The organism is Rhizobium sp. GN54 (genome assembly GCF_021026345.1).
Lineage (GTDB): Bacteria > Pseudomonadota > Alphaproteobacteria > Rhizobiales > Rhizobiaceae > Mycoplana.
On record NZ_JAJNCZ010000004.1, the window covers coordinates 41,346 to 62,355 of the forward strand.

Consider the following 21,010-nt stretch of genomic DNA (forward strand, 5'->3'; position numbering starts at 1 on the left):
TCAACGAGATGTTAGATGGTTGACGCAATGCATACAATCCTGCTCTTTTCAATTCGGCGATGTGGGAGCGTCGCCGATGACAGCAGTTGCGTGAAGGGAGGAACACATGCAATTCAGTCGCCGTACATTCCTGAAGATCGCAGGCGCGACGCCGATCGCCGCCGGGCTGGGCGCGTTGCCGGTCCACGCGTCGGAAGCCTATCCCCACAGCAAATTGACCCTGCTCGTGCCCTTCGATGCAGGCGGTTCCGCCGACCGGCTCGCCCGTGCCATCGCCCAGTTCCTGCCGTCCGAGCTCGGCGAGACGCCGGTGACGGTCGTCAATCGCTCCGGCGGGTCGGGCGCGCTCGGCTTCACCTGGTTTTCCCGGCAGAAGGATGATGGTTCGGTCGCCATGGTGGCGCCGATCAATCCCTATCTCATCTCCGCGGTGTTGCGCGGCCAGGGCAACCTGAAATGGGACGACTTCCACCACATCAATGGCCAGTGGCAGGATTACTACGTCGTCCTGGTCAACAAAGCGCAGCCCTACGAGACGATGGAGAGCCTGCTCAAGGATATCCGCGAAAACCCGGGCAAGGTCAGCTGTGCGGTCATCCCGGGCGACGGCGGCCATCTTTCCGCGGTCATCATGCTGGACCGGCTCGGCATCCCGAAGGAAAACGTCAACTGGATCACCTATGACGGCGGCGGGCCGATGCGCACCGCGATCGCGGGCGACCAGGCAACGATGACCTTCATCTCCGCCCTCGGCAGCAACGTCATCGCCGATCAGGTTCGTCCCCTTGCGGTCTATCGCGACGAGCGCGACGATGCCCGTTGGCCGGCCCCCACGATCAACGAGGCGCTGAAACCGCTCAATGTCGAGGTGCCGGTGCTGGCGGCCGACCTTCGTTGCCTCTCGGTCCAGAAGACATTCGTCGAACGCCACCCGGACGTCTACGAGCAACTCGTGGCCGCCTACCGGCGCATGCTCGAGCGACAGGATTTCCGCGATTTCATCGCCAAGGGAGAGATCGGCGGCGACTGGATGGGGCCGGAAGCAACGGCGGCCTCCCTGAAGAAGAGCTACGAGATCTTCGAGCAGTATCTTCCGCAGCTCTGACGTAGCGACAGGATCGGAGCCATGAACATCACCATCAACAGAGCGGGCCATTTCGGCCTGCTCGTGATCTTCGCCGCATTCGTCATCTGGTTCACCCACAATGCCTGGGTCGCCAGTCCGACGACGATCAACATGCTGCTGATCGCGCCGACGGCATTGCTGGCCCTGTGTCTCATCGTCGCGATTGCGGCGGGACTTGTCCTGCATCCGGAGCGGGATGCCAACGGTCCGGAGGACGAAGGCGACGGTTCGTTGCGCCAGCGGTTTGGCGTTCCTATCGGCTGTCTCGCGCTGGCGCTCTATGTCCTCAGCCTTGAGACGATCGGCTACGACATTGCAGGGGTTCTATTCTGTGCCGCAACGATGGTGCTGATGGGCAAGCGCAACCTGCTTGTCATCGTTCTCTATTCCTTCCTCGTCGGTTTCGGTCCTGTCTGGATCCTGCAGCACCCGATGGGGGTTCCGGTTCATTCCCTGATCCTGGAGTAGTGGGATGCTCGATTTCCAAGCCATTCTGGACGCCTTCACCTTATTGTTCTCCATGCCCATGGCATGGGTCGTCGTTCCGCTCGGTATCTTCATCGGCCTCGTCTTCGGAGCCATTCCGGGCCTCTCCGTTCCGATCGCGATGGCGATTTTCCTGCCGATGACGCTGTATATGGACTTCCTGGAGTCCATTCTTTTCCTGACGGCGATCTTCACCGGCGGCGGTTTCGGCGGTTCGATACCTGCAATCCTGATGAACGTCCCCGGGACGTCTGCGGCCATCGCGACGTGTTTTGACGGCTATCCGATGGCGAAGAAGGGGCAGCACAACCGGGCGCTCGGGCTTGCGCTCAGTGCTTCCACCGTCGGCACGGCATTCGGCTACCTCATGCTGCTCGTCATTCTCGAGCCGCTATCGCATGTCGTCCTGAAGCTCGGCCCCGCCGAACTGTTTCTCGTCGCAGTCATCGGCCTGCTGCTGATCGGGCTGATGACGGACGGGCGCTTCTGGCGGGCGATCGCGGCGGGCGCGCTTGGCGTCCTCCTCGCGCTCATCGGCATGAGTTCGGCGGGTACGGAGCGCGGTACGTTCGGCTCGCTCTATCTCCTGGACGGCGTCGACACGAACGCGGCCATGATCGGCCTTTTCGCGGCGTCCGAACTCTTCCTTCTCGTCAAGAGCGACTATCTCGTCAAGGACCAGGAGAGCCGTCGGGTCAGCACCCGCGAGATCATCAGCGGCTTCTTCGCCATCGGCGGCAATTCGGTGACCCTGCTGCGCGGTTCCGTACTCGGCGCGGGGCTGGGCGTCATCCCGGGCCTCGGATCCTCGATCGCCAATCTCGTATCCTACAGTGTGACGAAGCGGTTCTCGAAAAATCCGGACAGTTTCGGCAAGGGCAACCCCGACGGCGTGGTTGCTGCCGAATCCGCCAATTCCTCCTCGGAGGGCGGATCAATGGTCGGGCTTCTGGCGCTCGGCATTCCTTCGAGCGCTGCGACCGCCATCATGCTCAGCGCGTTTTCGGTGCACAACATCACCGGGGGGCCGCGCTTCATATCCGACCAGAAGGACGTCGTATACGCGATTATTGCGGGCAACCTGATCCAGGCCATCATCCTCGCCGTGATCGGTGTCGTTTTCATCCGCTTCGTCGTCTACATCGTTCGCGTGCCGTTGGCCTACCTTCTGCCGCCGATCGTCATCTGCACGGCGCTCGGTTCCTATGCGCTGACGACCAGTATCAGCGGCCCGGTGACGCTTCTGGTCTTTTCGATCCTGGGCGTCTTGATGAAGCGCTACGGCTATTCCGTCGTCGCCATGGTGATCGGCCTTCTGCTCGGCCTGATGATGGAGGGCAACCTCGTCCGCACCTGGCAGCTTGGCGGCGGAAGCCTTTGGCCCCTGATCGAGCGTCCGATCTCGATTGCCATGCTGGCCCTGATCATCATCTCCGTCGGCGCGGCCCTCTACGGCTCATGGAAGCGCCGGCAGGATCGTTCCTCCCTGCTGCCGGGCGAAGAACTCGCCGGCCGGGATGCCTAACCCCACGTTTCAATTCCCATTTCTGAAGGAGAAGCCCATGTCCGACCCACGGCTCAAACAGGCGATCGCCACCGGCGAATTCGTTGTCGCTCCCGGCGTGTTCGACCTCATTTCCGCGCTGATGGCCAATTCGATGGACTTCAAGGCGCTCTATGTGACGGGTTACGGCACGGTCGCATCCTATCTCGGCGTGCCGGATGCCGGCATCGCCACCTATCGCGACATGCTCGAGCGGATCGCGCAGATCTGCAAGCGCACCGAAAAGCCGATCATCGCCGATGCGGATACGGGCTATGGCGGGCTTCTGAACGTCCGCACGACGGTGGAGGGATATGAGGCCGCGGGCGTCACCGCGATCCAGATCGAGGACCAGGAATTTCCCAAGAAATGCGGCCATACGCCCTTCCGGCGGGTCATCCCGACCGCCGACATGCAGCGCAAGATCGAGGTCGCGGCCAAGGCGCGCAAGTCCGACGATTTCTTGATCATCGCGCGGACCGACAGCCGCACCTCGCTCGGCATCGAGGAGGCGATCCGGCGTGGCCAGGCCTATGCCGAGGCCGGAGCGGATGTCGTCTTCGTCGAATCGCCGGAAAGCGAACAGGAAATGATCGACGCCGCCAACGCCATCAAGGCGCCGATGTTCGCCAACATGGTCAATGGCGGGCGCACGCCGCTCCTGTCGGCCGATCGGCTGAAAGAGATGGGATACGCCATCGCCATCCATCCCGCGGTCGGGTTCCTGGCCGTCACGCGTGCGCTGGAAAAGGCCTATGGCGACCTGCTCGCCAAGGGCATCACGAGCAGCGACATCGATCTCTATTCCTTCGCCGAAATGAACAAGCTCCTCGGTTTCGAGGACATCTGGTCGTTCGAGAAGGAATGGGCGGAAGCCGTCTAGGATCGGATGCCTCGGGATGAACGCGCCACGCACCCTCTATGAGAAACTGTGGGACAGCCATGTCGTCCGTCCGATGTCGGACGATACTGCGCTGCTCTATGTCGATCGCCACCTGCTGCATGAGGTGTCGACGCCGCAATCCTTCGTCGCGCTCGACAAGCGCGGCTGCGGCGTCCATCGGCCGGCCGCCAATCTGGCGGTTCCCGACCATTCGGTGCCCACACGTCATCGCGACCGCCCGATCGCCGATCCGCAGGCGAGGGCGCAGGCGGCGCGGCTGGTCGAGAATGTCGAGCGGTACGGCATTCCCTTCATTCCGCTGGACGATATCCGGCAGGGCATCGTGCACGTGATGGGTCCGGAGCAGGGCTTCACACTGCCGGGCATGACGCTCGCATGCGGCGACAGCCATACCACGACGCATGGGGCCTTCGGCACGCTCGCCTTCGGCGTCGGCGCCTCCGAATGCGGGATCGTCATGGCCGCGCAGGCGCTGGTGCAGCGCAAGGCGCGCACCATGGCGGTGCGGATCGAAGGCTCGCTGCCGCCCGGCGTCGGGGCGAAGGACGTGGCGCTGGCCTTCATCGCCAGGGTGGGCGTCAACGGCGCTGTCGGCCATGCCATCGAATACATGGGGCCGGTCGTGCGCGGTTTCTCGATGGAAGCGCGCATGACGCTCTGCAACATGGCGATCGAGGCAGGCGCGCGCGTGGCGCTGGTGGCGCCCGACGACGTCACCTTCGACTGGCTCAAGGGCCGCCCCATGGCGCCGCAGGGCGATCTTTGGGAACAGGCGGTGTCCTGTTGGCGCAGCCTGCCCAGCGACGAGAATGCTGCCTTCGACCGGGAAGTCACGCTCGATGCCGGCGAGATTGCGCCGCATGTCACCTGGGGCACATCACCCGAAGACACGATCGCGATCGACCAGCCGGTGCCCGATCCGGCAGCGGTCATGGACGAGCAGCGCCGGGGCCGACTGCAGCGGGCGCTCGCCTATATGGACCTGGAGCCCGGAAAGCCGATCGAGGGAACGCCGGTCGACATGGTGTTCATCGGGTCCTGCACCAACGGGCGGCTGGTGGATCTCGAGGCGGCGGCCGATGTCGTAAGGGGACGCAGGGTTGCGCCCCATGTGCAGGCGCTGGTCGTGCCCGGATCGGGCCTCGTGAAGAGGGCCGCCGAAGAGAAGGGGCTGGATCGTATCTTTATCGAAGCCGGCTTCGAATGGCGCGAAGCGGGATGCTCGATGTGCGTGGCGATGAACGAGGACCGGCTGAAGCCCGGCCAGCGCTGTGCCTCGACCTCCAACCGCAATTTCGAAGGCAGGCAGGGACGGGGCGGGCGCACGCATCTTCTCTCGCCGGCGATGGCGGCGGCCGCGGCCATAACCGGGACGCTGACCGACATCCGCAAGCTGGAGGCCATGTCGTGAGTGAACCGCTAGTCCGCATCGCTTCGCAGGCGATCTCGCTGCCCGACCCGAACGTCGATACGGACATCATCTTTCCGGCGCGGTTTCTCTTGAAAATCGACCGTGACGGCATGGCCGACTGTCTGTTCCACGACCGTCGCTTCGACGCCGATGGCGTCCTGCAGGAGGCATTTCCGTTCAACCGGCCGGACCGGCAAACGGCGCAATTCCTTGTGGCCGGTCCCGGCTTCGGCTGCGGTTCGTCGCGCGAGCAGGCGGTATGGGCGCTGACCGATTGGGGCATCCGCGTCGTGATCGCGCCGGATTTCGGCGACATCTTTTCCGGCAATGCCGCCAAGAACGGGCTTCTGCTTATCCGCATGGATGCCGGGCGCACGGCAGCGCTCGCAGCGAAAGCGGAGCGCGGCGCGATCTTCTCGGTCGATGTGCCCGCACGCAGGTTCACGGTCGACAACGAGGAGGTCTGTCGCCTCGATCTCAGCGATGCCATGGCGGAGGCCTTCATCGAGGGCTGGGAAGAGATCGACGTGATCCTGAACCGCGAACGGGAGCATATCGCTTCCTTCGAGGCGGGTCATCGATCACGCCAGCCATGGCTGTTTGCCAATGAGTAAGGAGACAGGAATGAATGCGATCAGGACAGTTGCCGTCGTCGGTGCCGGTCTGGTGGGGCAGGGCTGGGCAATCGTCTTCGCGCGCGCCGGCATGGACGTCGCTATCTTCGACGCACGCGAGAAGGCCGAAGCCGTCATCGGTGCGCAGATCGAGAAGGCGGTCGGCGATCTGGCGGCAGGCGGCCTTTGCGATGATCCGGCTTCGCTCCTGTCGCGCATCCGGTTTGCTACCAGCCTTCAGGACGCGGTCGCAAGCTGCGACTACGTCCAGGAGTCGGCCTTCGAGCGGATCGATGTCAAGGTTGATGTCAGCCGGGCCATCGATGCTGCGCTTCCCGCCCATGCCTTCGTCGGCAGCTCCACCTCGGGCTTTCCGGGCTCCGATTTCTATGCGGATTGCGGGAACCGCGCGCGCATGATGGTCGTGCATCCGGTCAATCCGCCGCATCTCGTACCCCTGGTCGAAATCGTGCCGACACCCTGGACCGCACCCGAGGTGGCCGCACGGGCACGCGAGCTGATGGAACAGGTCGGGCAATCCGCTGTCTCGCTCTCGCGCGAAGTGCCGGGCTTCATCCTGAACAGGCTGCAGGGCGCGCTTCTGGACGAGGCCTTCGCGCTCTTTGCCGAAGGCTATGCGACAGCCGACGATATAGACCGCACGGTGCGCGACGGGCTTGGCCTGCGGTGGGCATTCATGGGGCCTTTCGAGACCATCGATCTCAATGCGCCAAAAGGGCTGGCCGACTATGCGGAGCGTCTTGGGCCGATGTATTCCGGCTTTGCCGAACAGCGCAAGGCGAACCGGGACTGGGTGCCGGAAGCCGTAGTGCGCGCCGACGCCGAGCGGCGCCGGGTGCTGCCGGCCGGCGCGCTCGAGGACCGGCGATCCTGGCGCGACGACATGCTGATGCGGATGGTCAGGGCGAAGCGCGGATGAGACGCGGTGGCGGCGGGCGGTCCCACGCAATCGGTCAATATCAGTGCAGGTTGGTATCAGTCGGCCGTCCATCCGCCATCGATCAGGAGAGACGCCCCCGTCATCAGGGAAGACGCGTCTGAGGCGAGAAAGACGGCGGCGCCGACGAGATCGGACGGCTGCCCCAGGCGGCCGAGCTTGATCTTCGACAGTGTCTGCCGGCGAAACTCCTCATTGTCCAGGAAGGGTGCGGTCATCGGCGTTTCGATGAAGGTCGGGCAGATGGTGTTGATCCGGATGCCGACCGGGCCGAGCTCCACCGCCAGGGCTCTGGTGAAGCCCTCGATCGCCCATTTCGAGCCGCAATAGAGCGTTCTATTGGCGCCGCCGACATGCCCCATCTGCGACGACATGTTGATGACCGAACCCCGAACCGCGCCGGCCGCCATGACGGCCGTCACCGCTTTCGCCGCGAAGATGGCCGCCTTGGTGTTCAGCCCGAAGACGGCGTCATAGTCTTCCTCCGTCACCTCCGAGAGCGGCTTTGGCCGGTTCGTCCCGGCATTGTTGACGAACACGTCGAAGGCGGGCTGCGCCTCGATCCGGTCCCGAAAACCGGGAATATCGGTGACATCGCAGACCAGCGGGGTGGCCCTGAGCCCTCGGGCGGCGAGCTCGGCGCAGGCGGTTTCTATCTCGTCGCGCGACCGGGCGCAGAGCGTGACCTGCGCGCCCGCCTCGGCAAGGCCTTCGGCAATCGCCCGGCCGATGCCGCGGCCGGCGCCGGTGACCAGCGCGCGCTTGCCGGTGAGATCGAAGAGGCCGCTCATTCGGCGGCTTCGCCATAGGCGACGTTCTGGCCGCCATAGCGGCGGACGCGGAGATTGGCCTGCTCGGCGTGGCCGACGAAGCCCTCGAGCATGCAGAGCCGCGAACAATAGGCGCCGATCTCGGCGGCAGCGGCGTCGGTCGTGACCCTCTGGTAGGAATGGGTCTTCAGGAACTTACCGACCCACAGGCCGCCGGTATAACGCCCGGCCTTCCTGGTCGGCAGCGTGTGATTGGTGCCGATGACCTTGTCGCCGTTGGCGACATTGGTGCGCGGTCCGAGGAAGAGCGCGCCGTAGGAATGCATGTGTTCCAGGAACCAGTCGTCGCGGTCTGTCATCACCTGCACGTGCTCGGAGGCGATCTCGTTGGCGACATCCAGCATCTCCTCGTAGCTGTCGCAGACGATCACCTCGCCATAGTCGCGCCAGGAGGCGGATGCGGTCTCCGCCGTCGGCAGGATCTTGAGGATGCGTTCGATCTCCGCAAGCGTCGCCGTCGCGAGCTTCTCGGAGTTGGTGACGAGAACGGCGGGCGAATTGTAGCCGTGCTCGGCCTGCCCCAGGAGGTCGGTCGCGCAGATCTCGGCATCGACCGTGTCGTCGGCGATGACCATCGTCTCGGTGGGGCCGGCGAAGAGATCGATGCCGACGCGGCCGTAAAGCTGGCGCTTGGCTTCGGCGACGAAGGCGTTGCCGGGGCCGACGAGCATGTCGACCGGGCGGATCGTCTCCGTCCCGAGCGCCATCGCGCCGATCGCCTGGATGCCGCCGAGCACGTAGATCTCGTGGGCGCCGCCAAGATGCATCGCGGCGACGATCGCCGGGTGGGGCATGCCCTTCTGCGCCGGCGCGGCGGCGGCGATGCGCGGCACGCCGGCGACCGAGGCGGTCAGCACCGACATATGCGCCGAAGCCACCATCGGGAACTTGCCGCCCGGAACATAGCAGCCCACGGACTGCACCGGGATGTTGCGGTGGCCGAGGATGACGCCCGGCATCGTTTCGACCTCGATATCGGTCATCGAGGCCTTCTGGGCCTCGGCGAAACGGCGGATCTGCGCCTGCGCGAAGCGGATGTCGGCCATGTCCCGGTCGGAGACCCTGTTCATCGCGGCTTCGACCTCCGACGGGGCCAGCCTGAAGGACGCGGGCGAGAAGTTGTCGAACTTCGCCGACAGATCGCGCACCGCGGCATCGCCGCGTGTCTCGATGTCCTTGAGCGTCGTCTCGACGAACGACCTCACTTTCGCGTCGTCGTCCGCGCGTTCGGCTGCGGGCTTGCCCTGCTTCAGATATCGAATGGCCATGACGGGTACCTCCCTTTTGGCGACAGAGCTAATGTGCTAGCGATGACGATTGCAAGTTTTCATCGGCGTTTGAAAAATTTTCACGGAGGCGGGTTTGAAGCCGACAGCCAAGCAGGTCGCCCATGAGGCGGGGGTTTCGATCTCGGCCGTATCGCGTGCATTCTCACCGGGATCGTCGATCGATGCCGACAAAAGGCAGCGCATCCTGCAGGTTGCCGTGCAACTGGGCTATACGAGCCCGGCGCGGCGAACCGCGGAGGTGATCTCCGCCGGAACCGTCACGCTCGTTGCCGGCGACCTTGCCAATCCGTTCTATCCCCTCGTGCTCGACACGCTCGCCAAGGCGCTTCAGGCGGTCGGGCGACAATTGCTCGTCTATGCGATCCCGCCGCAGACGGACATGGACCAGTTGACGCCGCAGATCCTTGCGGCCCGCCCCAACGCGCTCGTGGTGACGTCGGCGAGGCTGACCTCCGGCATGGCCCAGGCCTGCCGGCAGCATGGCATCAAGGTGGTGCTCCTGAACCGGATCCAGCGCGATGTCCGCGTCAATGCGGTCGCCTGCGACAACCATGCGGGCGGGCGGGACGCCGCGACCTTTCTGATGGCGCGCGGGCGGCGTCGCATCGGGCTCATCGGCGGCATTGCCGATACTTCGACCCATCGCGAGCGGGTGCAGGGCTTCCGCGAAGTCCTGCAGGAGGGAGGACAGTCCATCCTTGCGGAGGCGACAGGCGACTATACCTACCGCGGCAGCTACGTCGCGGTGCAGTCGATGCTGTCAAGGAAGGACCGCCCCGACGCGCTCTTCTGCTGCAACGACATCATGGCGCTGGCGGCGATCGATGCTGCGCGCGAACGCGGGCTTTCGGTCCCTGCCGATCTCTCCATCATCGGGTTCGACGACATTCCCATGGCCGGCTGGACGTCCTATCGCCTGACGACGATCCGCCAGCCGGTCACGCGCATGGTCAGCGAAGTCGTGAGCCTGATTCACGACGGCGCGCACGTTCCGGTCGACGAAACGACCACGAGCATCCTGCCCGGAAAGCTGATGATAAGAGGCAGTGCCTAGGCGCCGGGCCTTCTCATTCCCCCGTGTGAAAATTTGACGGAAGACAAATAGAACTTGACTGGCCGGGTAAATTCGCCATGGTTTGTGCACACGTTTGCGCACCATCAGTAGGCACGAAGGAGGTCGTGCCTGCAGCCAGGGATGCGAAAATTGGGACGGGAGGAATAGATGAAACTCAAAGTGTTTGCCGTGCTGTTGACGGCGGTTCTTTCCATTGCGGTCGCGCCGGGCAATGCCGCCGAGCGCACGCTGCGTGTGGCAACGAGCGTCCCGCACAATCACTATCTCACCAGGGTCATCAAGGAATTTGCGGCCAACGTCTCGAAGCGGACGAATGGCGAGCTTGCCTTCGAGTTCTACGATTCCGGTTCTCTCGTCAGCGACCAGCACATGGACGAGGCCGTGGCGAACGGCACGATCGACATCGGGATCGCCTCGGCCTCCATCCTCGCCGGTACGGTGCCGGCGCTCAACGTCTTCGCCGTCCCCTTCTACTTCGACAAGCGCGAAAAGCTCGACCGGTCCGTTCTGCCGGGAATGCCGATCCGCGCCATGCTCGACGAGCGGATCAACGAGACGGGATCGCGGGCGCTGTTCTGGATCCCCTATGGTTTCATCACGATGATCACGCGTGACAAGGAAGTGCATACGCCTGCCGACATGGGCGGGCTCAAGATCCGGACCTTCGGCTCGACGGTGAGCGAATTCGTCGAGGCTCTCGATGCGGCGCCCGTCGTCACCAGCGGCGGCGAACAGTTCCTGGCGCTTCAGCGCGGCATCGTCGATGGCGGGCTCACCGGCTGGCCATCGGTCGAGGAGCGCCGGCTTTTCGAGGTCTCCCGCTATGTGATCGCGACCGACCACATGTACGAGACGCATTTCGCGCTGATGAGCGAAAAGACCCTCGACGACATGCCGACCGAACTCCGAGACATCTTTCGCGAGGAGGCGGCAAAGCTGGAGACCGTGCTGATGGACCGCATCTTCGATGCGACGAAGCACACCCGGGACGTCCTTTCGACGAAGATGACGATCGTCGATCTCACCCCGGAGGAAGTGGCCGCCTGGAAGGAGAAGACCGCGCCGGTGGCAAAGACGTTCTACGAGAACGGCGACGAACTTGCCCGCGCGGTGTTCAGGGAAGCCCAGAAGATCCAGTAGGCGCTGCCGCGCTCCGGCCCATTTGCCCGGCCGGCAGGATCATGCAGTCAAATCAAAACGATAGGCGGTGGCGGTAGCCACCGCGAAGGTCAACTGCGCTCCGGCGCAAGCACCGGGATCAGGTGTGAATATTCGGGAGGACCGCTTCATGTCCACGGAAGAAAAGAAATGGGTCGCCGCGACAGAGGCGACCGTCATGAAGATCGGCGAGCTCAGTTCGTGGATCTACCTCCTCATCGGCATCATCGTCGCCTATGAGGTGGCGCTCCGCTACCTCTTCAACAGCCCGACCGACTGGGTCGAGGAGACCTCGCGGCTCGGCATGGTCTGGGCAACGTTCCTGATCTTTCCGGCCTGCATGAGCCGGCGCCAGTTGATCTCGATCACGCTCCTTTCCGATGCGCTCGGCGATCGCGGCAAGGCGGCGCTCGAGGCGATCAGCTTCGCCGTCATCTGTGTGGCCTGTGCGCTGGTGACCTGGCATGCGGCAGAGGCCGCGATCGACGCGGCGATGGTGGGTCGGGCCACGGCGAGCGTTCTGCGTATCCCCTACTGGCTCTTCTATCTTCCCGTCGCGCTCGGCTTTTTCCTGTTCTTTCTCCAGGCCGCACTCGAACTGGTCCTGCTTCTGGTCACCGGCCAGCGGCGCAAACTCGAACTGACGCACGAGGAAATCTGAGATGGAAAGCATGCTCGTTCTCATCGCGCTTTTCGTGTTTCTCTTTGCTGGGCTCCCGGTCGGGATCGCGCTGACAACAACGGGCATCGGCCTGTTGATGCTGAAGGGCGTGCCGCTTGCCAGCGTGTCGATGGAGTTCCTCGGCTCGGTGAACAATTTCATCCTTCTCGCCGTGCCGGTCTTCCTCCTGACCTCGAACATCCTCCTGAAGGCGGGCGTCGCAAAAGACCTCTTCGACGCCGTGCAGCGGTGGGTCGGCGGCATCAGGGGAGGGGTCGCGATTGCGACGATCATTTCCTGCGGAATTTTCTCAGCGATTTCAGGATCTTCGGTGGCTGTTGCGGCGATGATCGGAACCGTGGCCATCCCCGAGATGACCGGGCGCGGCTATGATCGTCGCTTCGTCATGGGCACGCTGGCGGCAGGCGCTACGCTCGGCATTCTCATTCCGCCGTCCATTCCGCTCATCATCTATTCGGCGGTCGCCGAGCAGTCCACGGCGTCGATGTTCCTGGCCGGCGTCGGGCCGGGTCTCTTCCTGATCGGGGCATTCCTCATCTATTGCGTCGCCAAGTCGTTCATGGGAGCCGCCCCGGAAGTCGAAGCCGGCGCCTCGGAACCGGGCGGGCGCATGGCGGCCAGCATCCGCGCCCTGCCGACCATCGTCATCGCGCTGACGATGATCATCGGCATCTATGCCGGCGTCTTCACGCCGACGGAATCGGCTGCGGTCGGGCTGGTGATGACGCTCGTCTACGTGTTCGGGATCCGACGCGGACTATCCTTCGCGGACTTCCGCGACGCCGTCTTCGGCGCCGGTCTCACCACCGCCAACCTGCTGCTGATCATCGCCGGGGCAAATGTCTTCGGCAAGGCGATCATGCTCTATCGCATTCCCTACGAGATCTCGGAGTGGATCGCCGCCAACATCGAATCGGCCGGTCTCTTCATGCTGACCGTGACGGCAGTGCTGCTGCTGCTGGGGCTGTTCCTCGAGGGGATCGCGATGATTCTGATCGTGCTGCCGGTGCTGCTGCCATCGCTCGGCGTCCACGGCATCGATCCGGTCTGGTTCGGCATCTACTTCGTTCTGATGATCGAGATCGCGCTGATTACGCCGCCGGTGGGGATGAACCTCTTCGTCATCCAGTCCGTGGCCAAATCGAGCCTGAAGGAGGTGATGTACGGGGCCTTGCCCTATGTCTTCATCATGCTGGGGACCGTGCTTGCGATCTACTTCTTCCCGGCGATCGTCACCTATATCCCCTTCGGTGGCGGATAGGTGCATCGCTTCGGCAGGGGGCGCGACGGCGCCCTCTGCTACGCGCGGCCGGTGGAACCGCGGACGACCAGCTTTCCGCGCATGGCGATCAGTTCGTCGGGGAGGTTCGGGTCCAGCGTGCGTGCCTGCAGCAGTTCGAAGGCGCGCTGGATCATCAGGGACAGAGGCTGCTGGATGGTCGTCAGGTCATAGATCGGCCTGGCGGATGCCGCCACGCCGTCGAAGCCGGCCACCAGGATCTCGCCGGGCACGTCGACAGAGGCCAGCCGCAGGGCGTCGAGGACGCCCATGGCCATGATGTCGCTCAGTGCGAACACAGAATCCGGCCGCTGGTCGGCCGGCAGTCCGGCTATTTCCCTGCCCGCTTCGAAGCCTCCGTCGTAGTTGGAGTGACCGTCGAACCGATGCGAAAGCGTGAAGCCGGCCTGCTCCAGCTCGGCGACGAAACCCTCTTCCCGTTCGCGGGACGTGGAACTGGTCGACGTCGTATAGACGAGGCCGAAGCGCCGGCGGCCGCGCGCGATCAGAAGACGGGCGATCTCGGCGCCGCCGGCCCTGTTGTCGCAGGTGACGAAGCAGCCATGCGAGAGCGCGACGCGGTTGACCATGACGAGCGGCACGTTGTTCTGGGCGCAGATGTCGGCGGCCTTCGATGACAGGATGGCCGACGAGATGATGCAGCCGTCGACCTGATACTGGATCAGTGCCTGGGCGGTCGTATCCTCGATCGGGCCGGCGCCCGCATGGATGATGAGCAGGCGGAAGCCGAGTTTCTCCGCCTGGCGCGTCGCCTCATGCAGAAGCTCCGTATAGAAGGGGTTCTCGGCGGGGCCCAGCACCAGGCCGTACAATCCGCTCTTGCCGGAGGAGAGCGTGCGCGCCAGCGCATTCGGCATGTAGCCGTGCTCTTTCGCCAGCCCCAGAATGAGATCGCGCGTCTTCTGCGAGATGCGGGTGTCGCCCTTCAGCGCGCGCGTCACCGTCGACGGTGCCACACCCGCCAGTTCCGACAGGGTGACGACCGTCGCCCTGCGCGGTGTCGATGGGGTCAGGATCGAGCTCATGTCGCTTCATAACAAAACGTTGGCGGCCTGTCGCGTCGGTCCGCATCTTTCCCGGGCAGGCGACGATACCCCGCGCGGGACAAAAATTTCCGTCCCAACTTGACATTCCGCACGCAAACCGGTTGGATTGGATTGCGCAAACGTTTGCGCAAAAAATTGCATTTTATGAAGGTATGGGAGGAACGATGTCCGCTTCAAAACGCCAGATGAAAATGGTGGGCTTCCTGCAGGCGCAGAACTGCTCCATCGCGCCGGGCTCCTGGCGGCATCCGGCCGGTGCCACCGATTTTCTGTCCGCCGAGTACTTCCAGCGCATCGGTCGCATTCTCGAGGAAGGAAAGTTCCATCTTGCCTTCTTCGACGATCGTCTGGCGATGCCGGACATCTACGGAGACGATCACAGGGAGGCGGTCGAAAACGGCGTGCGCGTCGTCAAGATGGATCCGGTCTCGATCATCACGGCGATCGGCATGGCCACCAGCCGCATCGGCCTCGGCATCACCTATTCCACGACTTATTACGAGCCCTTTCACGTCGCGCGCCTGTTCGGCACGCTCGACCTGATGACCAAGGGCCGCGCCGCCTGGAACGTGGTGACCTCGCTCAACAATTCGGAGGCTGCCAATTTCGGCCGCACCGAACACCTCGCTCACGACCTGCGCTATGAGCGGGCCGACGAATTCATGGAGGTCGTGACCGGGCTGTGGAACAGCTGGGAGCCCGACGCGCTGATCGTCGACAAGGAGACCGGCCAGTTCGCCGATCCGAAGAAGGTTCACAGGCTCGATCACAAGGGCAAGTATTTCAGCTCGCGCGGTCCGCTGCCGGTGCCGCCGTCGGCTCAGGGCCGTCCGGTGCTCATCCAGGCGGGCCAGAGCGGCCGCGGCCGCCAGTTCGCGGGCAAGTGGGGCGATCTGATTTTCGTCGTCTATCCGACGATCGAGACTGGCCAGAAGCAGTATGCCGCCGTGAAGGAGGAGGTCGCCGCCGCCGGCCGCGATCCGGACGAGGTGGCAATCTGCCCGGCCTGCTATGTCTGCGTCGGCGAAAGCCTGGAGATCGCCGAGGAGAAGCGCGAATATATCCGCGCGCTCGCCAAGCCGATCGATGCCGTCGTGCTTCTTTCCGAAGCGCTGAACTTCGATTTCGCCAGCAAGCCGATGGACAGCGAGTTCACCGACGAGGAGTTGCAGAAGCTGTCCTGGTCCGGTTTCAAGGAGCGGGTGATCACGCTGAGCGGCAAGCCCAACCCGACCGTGCGTGATTTCGTGCACTATTCCGGGCGCGGCACGATCGGCGAATTCCCGATCTTCTGCGGCACGCCCACCATGGTCGCCGACCAGATGGAAGAGTGGTTCACGTCCGGGGCCTGCGACGGCTTCGTGCTGGCCGCCACCCATACGCCCGGCGCCTACGAGGACTTCGTCCGTTATGTCGTGCCGGAACTGCAGCGCCGCGGCGTCTACCAGAAGGACTATGCAGGCACGACGCTTCGCGAAAACCTCGGCATTTCCATGCCCACCCATCCTGCCCAGCGCCAGGCGGCCGAATAAGCAGCAGTCGGAGAAGATTGATGAAAGAGTTCAGAATGCTCTCGACGAGCGGTATCCTCGGCTATGGCTATGCGGAGGAATCGCTCAAGATCGGAATGTCCTGGGAGCCGCATGTCATCGGTTGCGATGGCGGCAGCACCGATCCGGGCCCCTATTATCTCGGTGCCGGCAAATCCTTCTGCTCGCGTCTTTCGGTGAAGCGCGACCTGCGGCTGATGCTGCAGGCGAGCATTGCGGCAGGTATTCCCTGCATCATCGGCACGTCCGGCGGCGCCGGCGGCGAGCCGCATCTGCAGGATACGGCGGCACTGGTGCGTGAGATCGCGCGGGAAGAAAAGCTGTCCTTCAAGATGGCGCTGATCCATTCGGAACAGAGCAAGAGCGATCTTGCGAAATGGGCCGAAAGCGGGCTGACCAGGCCGCTTGCCAAGATGAGGCCGCTCGATCGCGGCATGATCGACAACGCCACCCGCGTCGTCGGCATGATGGGACCGGAGCCGTTTGCCAGGGCGCTCGACGAGGGTGCGCAGGTCATCCTCGCCGGCCGCAGCAGCGACCCGGCGCAATGGGCGGCCCCCGCCATCCGCGCCGGCATGGCGCCGGCTCCATCCTGGTATGCCGGCAAGATGCTGGAATGCGGCGCCGAGCCGACCGTGCCGAAGGAGCCGGACTGCATCTTCCTGCGCGTCCGCGACGACCACGTCGTCTGCGAACCGCCGAACCCGATCCGCCGCTCGACGCCGCTTGCGGTCGCGAATTTTGCCCTGCACGAGAATTCGAGCCCGATCCACCATGTCGAGCCGGGCGGGTTGCTCGATACGGCCAATTGCCGCTTCGAGGCGATCAGCGATCGTGCAGTCAAGATCGACGGCATGACCTGGACGCCGGCGGAGCGCTACACGGTGAAGCTCGAGGGCGTCGAGATGGCCGGTTACCGTGCGATTGCCATCTGCGGCACGCGCGACCCGATCCTGATCTCGCAGATCGACGACTATCTCGCCACCCATCGCGAGAAGGTGGCGGTGAAGGCCGCGTCCTTCGGCGTGCAGCGCGAGGACTACCAGATGATCGTCCACTGCTACGGCAAGGATGGCGTCATGGGCGGCTGGGAGCCGGTCAAGCAGATCACCAGCCATGAACTTGGCTTCGTCATCGAAGTGGTCGGCAAGACGGCGGATGTCGCCAATGCGGTGATCGCCATGGCGCGCACCTCGATGCTGCATGCGGACTTCCCGGGGCGCCTCTGCAAGGAAGGCAACATGGCCTTCCCGTTCAGCCCGTCGGATATCGACATGGGGCCGATGTACCGCTTCAGCATCTTCCATACGGTCGAGGTCAGCGATCCTTGCGCCCTCTTCCCCATCGAATACGAGAAGGTTTGACCATGGCCCTCATCAGAGACATTGCCCAGATCTGCAAGAGCAAGAACGCCGGTCCGTTCAACGTGACGATCGACGTGCTGTTCGAGGACCACGCGGTCTATCACAAGGTGAAGGACACGGGGGTTTTGAACGCCGCGCTGTTTACGAAGCTCTACGGCGTGAAGGAAGAGGACGTGCTGTTCACGCCCTATGACACGGCGGCTGCCTTCAAGGCGACGTTTCCCCGCGCCATTCCGGCCGGCGATATCGGCGATACCGACGTCTATGGGGCGCAACAGCATGCGCCGCTGCTGGACGTCGACATTCCGCTCGAAAAATAACGTTCACTATGCCTGGGTCCTTCTGCCGGGGAGGCGGGAAGATCCAGGCGGTCGCCAATTCAGCTCGGGGAGGAGCTTATGGCCACAGAAACATCCGACATCCGCAAGGTCGCATTGGCGAGCTTCATCGGATCGACCCTGGAATGGTACGATTTCTTCATCTTCGGTACCGCCACGGCACTCGTCTTCAACAAGCTGTTCTTTCCCGCATTTGATCCGGTGACCGGCATGATCGCGGCTTTCGCGACCTTTGCCGTCGGGTTCATCGCTCGCCCGCTGGGCGGCATCGTGTTAGGTCACTATGGTGACCGGATCGGCCGCAAGGCCATGCTGGTGCTCAGCCTGACGATGATGGGTGGCATAACCTTCCTCATCGGCCTACTTCCGACCTATGCGGTGCTCGGTGTCGGTGCGCCGATCCTTCTGACCTTGCTCCGCTTCCTGCAGGGCTTTGCCGTCGGTGGCGAATGGGGCGGTGCGACGCTGATGGTGGTCGAGCATGCGCCCAACAAGACGCGCGGCTTCTTCGGCAGCTGGCCGCAGATGGGCATTCCGGCGGCTCTTCTTTTGTCATCCGGCATGATGGCGCTCGTCGGTGGGCTGACGACGCCGGAACAGTTCATGGCCTGGGGATGGCGTATCCCGTTCCTGTTCAGCGGTGTTCTGCTTGTCTTCGGCATCTATCTGCGCCGACGCCTGGCGGAATCGCCGAGCTTCCGGAAAATGAAGTCCGAGGGTGAGCAGGAGCGCCTGCCCATCGCCGAAGTGCTCGGCAAGCACGGCAGGAAGACCGCACTTCTCGTCGCCTGCCAGGCGGCGGAGAACACGAGTTTCTACGTCGTGGCCGTCTATTCTCTGGTCTATCTCACCACTGTGGTCGGCATCGATCGCGCCACCGCCTTGAACGCCCTGATGATCGCGGCCGTGTTCTGCTTCGCCGCCCAGCCGCTGTTTGCCGGGCTGTCCGATCGCATCGGCCGCAAGCGCGTCTTCATGGGCGGGATGATCTTCAACGGCCTCTTCATCGTGCCGTTCTTCCTGTTCCTAGATACGGCCAGCGTGTTCTGGATCACGGCGGCGATGACGCTCTCGATCGTGTTCGGACAGGCGACGACGCAATCCACGCAACCCAGCCTCTTTGCCGAGCAGTATGGTGCGTCGGTGCGCTACAGCGGTGTCTCCGTCGCCTACCAGTTCGCCACCGTGCTCTGGAGCGGGCCGACGCCGATGATCGCCGCATCGCTCTGGGCCTGGTCGGGAAGCTGGATACCGCTTGCCTGCTATATCGGCGCCGCCGCCTGCCTGTCGGTCCTGACGATCATTCCGCTCCGCGAGGCGGCCGGTGCCGATCTCGAAGGCGAGCGGAGCGAAGACCGGCGCGAACCGGTGTCTTCGACGCGCCCCGCCCACCAGTATCCGTGAAACAGGGAGCCTCTGGCCCAATCGCCATGTCCAATGACCAACGCATTCTCCGCAACGCCCTTGGATCCTTCGCAACAGGCGTCACCGTCGTCACCACCCGTGCTGCCGACGGCAAGGATATCGGCCGCACCGCCAACAGCTTCAGCTCTGTCTCGCTCGATCCACCTATGATCCTCTGGAGCCTTTCGAAGACATCCTCGAGCTTCGAGGACTTCCGGCAGGCGGAGCATTTCGCCGTACATATACTCTCGGCGGATCAGAGCGACATATCCGGCCTGTTCGCGAGCAAGAAGGAAGACAAGTTCGAGGGGCTGACGGTCGAGCGGGGGGAGGGCGACATCCCGCTCCTGAAGAGCTGCGCGGCCCGTTTCGAATGCCGGACCACCTATCAGTATGAGGGTGGCGACCACATTATCTTCGTCGGCGAGGTCACCGGTTTCGAGCATTCCAGCACGCCGCCGCTGGTCTTTCATGGCGGCCAGTACGGCCGGCTTATCCGCCATGCCGGCGAGGGCACGTCCTTCGAGAAGAAGGACAGCAGCCTTTCGCCGGACGACTTCATCTACCAGATCTCGCGCGTCTTCTATCAGATCCGCAGCGACGCGATGGCGGAACGGCGCCGGCGCGGCTGGAGCGGCGCGGACTATGCCGTACTCACCCTGCTCGGCCATGAGGATGGCAGAACATTGGACGATATTCGCGAGATCGGCCGTTCACGTGGAGACGAGATCACAGACGAGACGATCGACAAGCTCACGTCCATCGGGCTGATCAAGGTCGGGGAAGCGATGCCGCGACGGGCGCATCTGACCGGCGAGGGACGCCAGGCGATGATCGAGATCGTCGCCATGCTGAAGGCGGCGGAAGCCGAGAGTCTCGCCCTCCTCGACGAGAACGAGGTCTGGGTGTTGAAACAGCTTCTCAATCGGCTTGCGACATCGCGGGACAACGGCTGGCCGCCGGTCCGCCAGCCGGCGGCGCTTGCATCGGCTTGATCAGACCCGGATATTGGAGAGTGTCATGACCCGATTTGCTATCGGAGACATTACGGTCTCTGCCATATGGGAGATGGAGGACACGTCCTTCCGGATGAAGTCCTTCTTTCCGCTCGTCACGGAAGAGATGCTGGCGCGGGAGCAGACCTGGCTCACGCCGACTTATCATGATCCCGATACCGACCAGATCAAGCTCAGCATCCATGCCTGGCTGATCGATACCGGCCGGCACAAGATTCTCGTCGATACCTGTGTCGGCAATGACAAGCAGCGACACGCCCGCAAGCAGTGGTCGGATCTGAACACGCCCTTCCTCGAACGCCTGCGTGCGGCGGGCGTCGAGCCCGAAGCGATAGACTATGTCTGCTGCACCCATCTCCACGCCGATCATGTCGGCTGGAATACGAGGCTCATCGACGGACGCTGGGTGCCGACATTCCCGAACGCCAGATATATCTTCGGGCGGAAGGAATATGATTACTGGGCGGAGAAATACGGCTCCGATCCGGGCAGCCATCATCTCGCAGCCTATAGCGACAGCGTGTTGCCGGTCGTGGAGACTGGGCAAGTGGTGCTGGTGGACGACGGATATGAGCTGGACGGCTGCCTGACGTTCAAGCCGGCGCCCGGCCACACGCCCGGCCATGTCGCCATCTGGCTGCATTCCAACGGTCGAGAATGCGTATTTTCGGGCGACATCATTCATCACCCGATCCAGCTCGCCTATCCGCAACTGAGCTGCATGGGTTGCGAGGATCCGGCTCAATCAGTGCGAACCCGAAGCGCGTTGCTGGCTGGCATTGCAGATACGGAGACGATGCTGATGACCGGGCATTTTCTGGCGCCGCATGCGGCTCATATCGAAACCGCGGGCGAATGTTTTCGCGTACGCTGCTCGGAATGCTAGCTTCGCCGGCAACAGGTTGAATTCAGGGAG

General features: G+C 63.6%; 20 protein-coding genes. 17 read left to right on the forward strand and 3 right to left on the reverse strand.

Going from position 1 to position 21,010, the window contains the following annotated elements:
• Positions 1-106 precede the first annotated feature (106 nt).
• Genes LQK81_RS12280 through LQK81_RS12310 form a run of 7 tightly spaced genes read left to right on the forward strand, consistent with a single transcriptional unit; the run spans position 107 to position 7,024 of the window.
• Entirely contained in the window at positions 107-1,105 is a 999-nt protein-coding gene (locus LQK81_RS12280) for a Bug family tripartite tricarboxylate transporter substrate binding protein (RefSeq protein ID WP_230806593.1), read from the forward strand.
• A 21-nt stretch (positions 1,106-1,126) separates the two neighbouring features.
• On the forward strand, positions 1,127-1,594 hold the full coding sequence (locus LQK81_RS12285) for a tripartite tricarboxylate transporter TctB family protein (RefSeq protein WP_230806594.1): 468 nt from the start codon (positions 1,127-1,129) through the stop codon (positions 1,592-1,594).
• Between the two features lie 4 nt (positions 1,595-1,598).
• The gene (locus tag LQK81_RS12290; protein WP_230806595.1) at positions 1,599-3,137 is read left to right on the forward strand and encodes a tripartite tricarboxylate transporter permease; all 1,539 of its coding nucleotides are present in this window, start codon (positions 1,599-1,601) and stop codon (positions 3,135-3,137) included.
• Positions 3,138-3,174: 37 nt separating this feature from the next.
• The gene (locus tag LQK81_RS12295) at positions 3,175-4,038 is read left to right on the forward strand and encodes an isocitrate lyase/PEP mutase family protein (RefSeq protein ID WP_230806596.1); all 864 of its coding nucleotides are present in this window, start codon (positions 3,175-3,177) and stop codon (positions 4,036-4,038) included.
• 16 nt (positions 4,039-4,054) lie between these two features.
• Complete coding sequence (gene leuC / locus LQK81_RS12300) at positions 4,055-5,470, forward strand: 3-isopropylmalate dehydratase large subunit (protein WP_230806597.1); 1,416 nt, start codon at positions 4,055-4,057, stop codon at positions 5,468-5,470.
• Positions 5,467-6,084, forward strand: coding sequence for a 3-isopropylmalate dehydratase small subunit (gene leuD / locus LQK81_RS12305; protein ID WP_230806598.1), 618 nt, complete (start codon positions 5,467-5,469; stop codon positions 6,082-6,084). The genes leuC and leuD overlap by 4 nt, the downstream gene beginning before the upstream one ends.
• 10 nt (positions 6,085-6,094) lie before the next feature.
• Positions 6,095-7,024 (forward strand): 3-hydroxyacyl-CoA dehydrogenase, encoded by a 930-nt coding sequence (locus tag LQK81_RS12310; RefSeq protein WP_230806599.1) that lies wholly within the window; start codon positions 6,095-6,097, stop codon positions 7,022-7,024.
• Positions 7,025-7,080: 56 nt separating this feature from the next.
• Here LQK81_RS12310 and LQK81_RS12315 read toward each other — a convergent pair whose 3' ends face one another.
• Positions 7,081-7,833: an SDR family NAD(P)-dependent oxidoreductase gene (locus LQK81_RS12315; RefSeq protein WP_230806600.1), complete on the reverse strand. Its 753-nt coding sequence runs from the start codon at positions 7,831-7,833 to the stop codon at positions 7,081-7,083.
• Entirely contained in the window at positions 7,830-9,140 is a 1,311-nt protein-coding gene (hisD, locus tag LQK81_RS12320; RefSeq protein ID WP_230806601.1) for a histidinol dehydrogenase, read from the reverse strand. Before hisD ends, LQK81_RS12315 begins: the two co-directional genes overlap by 4 nt.
• Before the next feature lie 94 nt (positions 9,141-9,234).
• Here hisD and LQK81_RS12325 point away from each other — a divergent pair, with 94 nt between their 5' ends.
• The 4 genes from LQK81_RS12325 (at position 9,235) to LQK81_RS12340 (ending at position 13,337) form a co-directional block, all read left to right on the forward strand.
• Positions 9,235-10,215 carry a LacI family DNA-binding transcriptional regulator gene (locus LQK81_RS12325; RefSeq protein ID WP_230806602.1) on the forward strand — a complete coding sequence of 327 codons (981 nt, stop codon included), beginning with the start codon at positions 9,235-9,237 and terminating at the stop codon, positions 10,213-10,215.
• Between the two features lie 168 nt (positions 10,216-10,383).
• Positions 10,384-11,376 carry a TRAP transporter substrate-binding protein gene (locus tag LQK81_RS12330; protein ID WP_230806603.1) on the forward strand — a complete coding sequence of 331 codons (993 nt, stop codon included), beginning with the start codon at positions 10,384-10,386 and terminating at the stop codon, positions 11,374-11,376.
• Positions 11,377-11,524: 148 nt separating this feature from the next.
• On the forward strand, positions 11,525-12,055 hold the full coding sequence (locus LQK81_RS12335) for a TRAP transporter small permease (RefSeq protein ID WP_230806604.1): 531 nt from the start codon (positions 11,525-11,527) through the stop codon (positions 12,053-12,055).
• Between the two features lies 1 nt (position 12,056).
• Entirely contained in the window at positions 12,057-13,337 is a 1,281-nt protein-coding gene (locus LQK81_RS12340) for a TRAP transporter large permease (RefSeq protein ID WP_230806605.1), read from the forward strand.
• A 38-nt stretch (positions 13,338-13,375) separates the two neighbouring features.
• Here LQK81_RS12340 and LQK81_RS12345 read toward each other — a convergent pair whose 3' ends face one another.
• Positions 13,376-14,401: a LacI family DNA-binding transcriptional regulator gene (locus LQK81_RS12345; protein ID WP_230806606.1), complete on the reverse strand. Its 1,026-nt coding sequence runs from the start codon at positions 14,399-14,401 to the stop codon at positions 13,376-13,378.
• 185 nt (positions 14,402-14,586) lie between these two features.
• On the opposite strand from LQK81_RS12345, the gene LQK81_RS12350 reads away from it, so the two are divergent.
• From LQK81_RS12350 to LQK81_RS12375, 6 genes are all read left to right on the forward strand, one after another.
• Positions 14,587-15,954, forward strand: coding sequence for an LLM class flavin-dependent oxidoreductase (locus LQK81_RS12350; RefSeq protein ID WP_230806607.1), 1,368 nt, complete (start codon positions 14,587-14,589; stop codon positions 15,952-15,954).
• A gap of 20 nt (positions 15,955-15,974) precedes the next feature.
• Positions 15,975-17,336, forward strand: a complete 1,362-nt coding sequence (locus LQK81_RS12355) for an acyclic terpene utilization AtuA family protein (RefSeq protein ID WP_230806608.1) — start codon at positions 15,975-15,977, stop codon at positions 17,334-17,336.
• Between the two features lie 2 nt (positions 17,337-17,338).
• Positions 17,339-17,656 (forward strand): DUF4387 domain-containing protein, encoded by a 318-nt coding sequence (locus tag LQK81_RS12360; RefSeq protein ID WP_230806609.1) that lies wholly within the window; start codon positions 17,339-17,341, stop codon positions 17,654-17,656.
• Positions 17,657-17,734: 78 nt separating this feature from the next.
• On the forward strand, positions 17,735-19,078 hold the full coding sequence (locus LQK81_RS12365; protein ID WP_230806610.1) for an MFS transporter: 1,344 nt from the start codon (positions 17,735-17,737) through the stop codon (positions 19,076-19,078).
• A 26-nt stretch (positions 19,079-19,104) separates the two neighbouring features.
• Positions 19,105-20,073, forward strand: coding sequence for a flavin reductase (locus LQK81_RS12370; RefSeq protein WP_230806611.1), 969 nt, complete (start codon positions 19,105-19,107; stop codon positions 20,071-20,073).
• Between the two features lie 13 nt (positions 20,074-20,086).
• On the forward strand, positions 20,087-20,980 hold the full coding sequence (locus LQK81_RS12375; RefSeq protein ID WP_230806612.1) for an MBL fold metallo-hydrolase: 894 nt from the start codon (positions 20,087-20,089) through the stop codon (positions 20,978-20,980).
• Positions 20,981-21,010: the final 30 nt, after the last annotated feature.

Coding starts and splice junctions, on each gene's coding strand:
- LQK81_RS12280 (WP_230806593.1), top strand. CDS start 107: ATGCAATTCAGTCGCCGTACATTCCTGAAGATCGCAGGCGCGACGCCG.
- LQK81_RS12285 (WP_230806594.1), top strand. CDS start 1,127: ATGAACATCACCATCAACAGAGCGGGCCATTTCGGCCTGCTCGTGATC.
- LQK81_RS12290 (WP_230806595.1), top strand. CDS start 1,599: ATGCTCGATTTCCAAGCCATTCTGGACGCCTTCACCTTATTGTTCTCC.
- LQK81_RS12295 (WP_230806596.1), top strand. CDS start 3,175: ATGTCCGACCCACGGCTCAAACAGGCGATCGCCACCGGCGAATTCGTT.
- leuC (WP_230806597.1), top strand. CDS start 4,055: ATGAACGCGCCACGCACCCTCTATGAGAAACTGTGGGACAGCCATGTC.
- LQK81_RS12310 (WP_230806599.1), top strand. CDS start 6,095: ATGAATGCGATCAGGACAGTTGCCGTCGTCGGTGCCGGTCTGGTGGGG.
- LQK81_RS12315 (WP_230806600.1), bottom strand. CDS start 7,833: ATGAGCGGCCTCTTCGATCTCACCGGCAAGCGCGCGCTGGTCACCGGC.
- hisD (WP_230806601.1), bottom strand. CDS start 9,140: ATGGCCATTCGATATCTGAAGCAGGGCAAGCCCGCAGCCGAACGCGCG.
- LQK81_RS12330 (WP_230806603.1), top strand. CDS start 10,384: ATGAAACTCAAAGTGTTTGCCGTGCTGTTGACGGCGGTTCTTTCCATT.
- LQK81_RS12335 (WP_230806604.1), top strand. CDS start 11,525: ATGTCCACGGAAGAAAAGAAATGGGTCGCCGCGACAGAGGCGACCGTC.
- LQK81_RS12340 (WP_230806605.1), top strand. CDS start 12,057: ATGGAAAGCATGCTCGTTCTCATCGCGCTTTTCGTGTTTCTCTTTGCT.
- LQK81_RS12345 (WP_230806606.1), bottom strand. CDS start 14,401: ATGAGCTCGATCCTGACCCCATCGACACCGCGCAGGGCGACGGTCGTC.
- LQK81_RS12350 (WP_230806607.1), top strand. CDS start 14,587: ATGTCCGCTTCAAAACGCCAGATGAAAATGGTGGGCTTCCTGCAGGCG.
- LQK81_RS12355 (WP_230806608.1), top strand. CDS start 15,975: ATGAAAGAGTTCAGAATGCTCTCGACGAGCGGTATCCTCGGCTATGGC.
- LQK81_RS12360 (WP_230806609.1), top strand. CDS start 17,339: ATGGCCCTCATCAGAGACATTGCCCAGATCTGCAAGAGCAAGAACGCC.
- LQK81_RS12365 (WP_230806610.1), top strand. CDS start 17,735: ATGGCCACAGAAACATCCGACATCCGCAAGGTCGCATTGGCGAGCTTC.
- LQK81_RS12370 (WP_230806611.1), top strand. CDS start 19,105: ATGTCCAATGACCAACGCATTCTCCGCAACGCCCTTGGATCCTTCGCA.